This is a genomic window from Mycobacterium sp. TH-M15, assembly GCF_057473705.1.
This window is the reverse complement of the sequence record NZ_JBYCLB010000452.1, coordinates 1-2,042: the sequence shown is the minus strand read 5'-3', so window position 1 is coordinate 2,042 and position 2,042 is coordinate 1. Positions and strand designations below refer to the sequence as shown.

Sequence of the window (2,042 nt, the reverse complement as noted above, 5' to 3'; positions counted from 1 at the left end):
CCACCCTGCCCGGCTACGCGCTGCTCTCCGACGGCACCGAACGCGAGGTGACCATCATCGACGCCTTCGAGGCGGTCGGCGCGTGCTCGCGCGGGCTGATGTCGCGCGCGGACGTCGACATCATCGAACGATCGATCTGCCCCGGCGAGGGCGCCTGCGGCGGGATGTACACCGCCAACACCATGGCCAGCGCGGCCGAGGCGCTGGGCATGTCGCTGCCCGGCAGCGCCACGCCGCCGTCGGCCGACCGGCGCCGGGACCGGTTCGCCCGGCGCAGCGGCCAGGCCGTGGTGGAGCTGCTGCGCCGCGGCATCACCGCCCGCGACATCCTCACCAAGGAGGCGTTCGAGAACGCGATCGCGGTGGTGATGGCGTTCGGCGGGTCCAGCAACGCGGTGCTGCACCTGCTGGCGATCGCCCACGAGGCCGACGTGGACCTGTCGCTGAAGGACTTCTCCCGGGTCGGCGCGAAGGTGCCGCACCTGGCCGACGTCAAGCCGTTCGGCGCGCACGTCATGGCCGACATCGACAAGGTCGGTGGCGTGCCGGTGATGGTGAAAACCCTGTTGGATGCCGGTCTGCTGCACGGCGACTGCCTGACCGTCACCGGAAAGACGGTGGCCGAGAACATCGCCGAGCTGGATCCGCCGGTCGTCGACGGCAAGGTGCTGCACGCGCTGACCAACCCGATCCACCCGACCGGCGGCATCACCATCCTGCGCGGCTCGCTGGCGCCGGAGGGCGCGGTGGTGAAGTCGGCCGGCTTCGACACCGACGTGTTCGAGGCCACCGCACGGGTCTTCGACGGCGAGCGGGCCGCGCTGGACGCGCTGGAGGACGGCACCATCGCCGCCGGCGACGCCGTGGTGATCCGCTACGAGGGCCCCAAGGGCGGACCCGGGATGCGGGAGATGCTGGCGATCACCGGCGCCATCAAAGGCGCCGGACTCGGCAAGGACGTGCTGCTGCTCACCGACGGCCGGTTCTCCGGCGGCACCACCGGACTGTGTGTCGGGCACGTGGCCCCGGAGGCGGTCGACGCCGGGCCTATTGCGTTCCTGCGCGACGGCGACCGGATCCGGCTCGACGTGGCCAACGCCACCCTGGACGTGTTGGTCGACGACACCGAGTTCGCCGACCGCGCCGCGGGTTTCACCCCGCCACCGCCGCGTTACACCACCGGGGTGCTGGCCAAGTACCGCAAGCTGGTCGGGTCGGCGGCCACCGGTGCCGTCTGCGGCTGAGCTAGCTAGCGGTATCCGTCACGGAGCCGAGCAGCAAAATTCGCGCGACCCGCTCCACGCCGGCCGGATTGGACTCCGGCCGGACGGTGAAGCGGCGGTCGCACTACCCGTGGGTGGTCGCGTCGCCGCGGGCACGCATCCCGAAGTACACGGCAGTCAGGCCCAGGGCGGTCAGCAGAACGCCCGCCACCACATTCGACCAGATCATGCCGGGTGTCGCTGACATCCCGTGCAGGATCCACGGCGACGTGACGAGCCAGACACCGAAGACGGGCAGTGTCCAGGTCATGCCGTGCGTTCGATCCAGCGCCGACGCGAAGCAGAACGCCAGTGCCGCGACCGCGACCCCGACGATCAGATCGTTGCGTGCCAACTGCCTGGTGTTGTCGAATCCAACGACCCACGGCGAGATGGCCACGTAGACGCCGGTCAGCAGCGCCAGACCGAAGGTGAACTGCGCCGCAAGCGACTCGGCCGCTCTGTCGTAGTTCGCCCGGAGAGCTAACAAATCCGGATGGTGCTCGATTGATGAATGGACTGTACTCATTTCGCAACCTTTCTGTTATGCAGCAGGCATTTTGCTGCCGACTGCACCCATCCATCTGATGAAAGGCTACGCTCGGCCGGCGTCTGCCGGCCACGAAAATCCGTCGGACGGACAGCAGCCGACCGCGGCCAGCGAGGAGGGGCCGGCCCTTGCTCCCTATACGACCACGGCCAGGGCGAAACCGTCCCAGCCTTTGACGCCGACCGTCTGGATCGCCACGCCGTCCAGCCGCGGGTGCTCGCCGATCAACT

At 69.3% G+C, this 2,042-nt stretch carries 2 protein-coding genes and 1 pseudogene; 1 reads left to right on the top strand and 2 read right to left on the bottom strand.

Annotation, left to right across the window (positions count from 1 at the left end):
• On the top strand, nucleotides 1-1,244 hold a 1,244-nt coding region (locus AC2VNT_RS10950; protein ID WP_486946877.1), incomplete at its 5' end, for a dihydroxy-acid dehydratase domain-containing protein.
• 103 nt (nucleotides 1,245-1,347) lie between these two features.
• On the opposite strand, the gene AC2VNT_RS10945 is transcribed toward AC2VNT_RS10950, so the two are convergent.
• Both AC2VNT_RS10945 and AC2VNT_RS10940 read right to left on the bottom strand, forming a co-directional pair.
• Entirely contained in the window at nucleotides 1,348-1,791 is a 444-nt protein-coding gene (locus tag AC2VNT_RS10945) for an SPW repeat protein (RefSeq protein WP_486946876.1), read from the bottom strand.
• A 156-nt stretch (nucleotides 1,792-1,947) separates the two neighbouring features.
• A pseudogene (locus tag AC2VNT_RS10940) lies at nucleotides 1,948-2,042 on the bottom strand (O-methyltransferase); the annotation flags it as partial.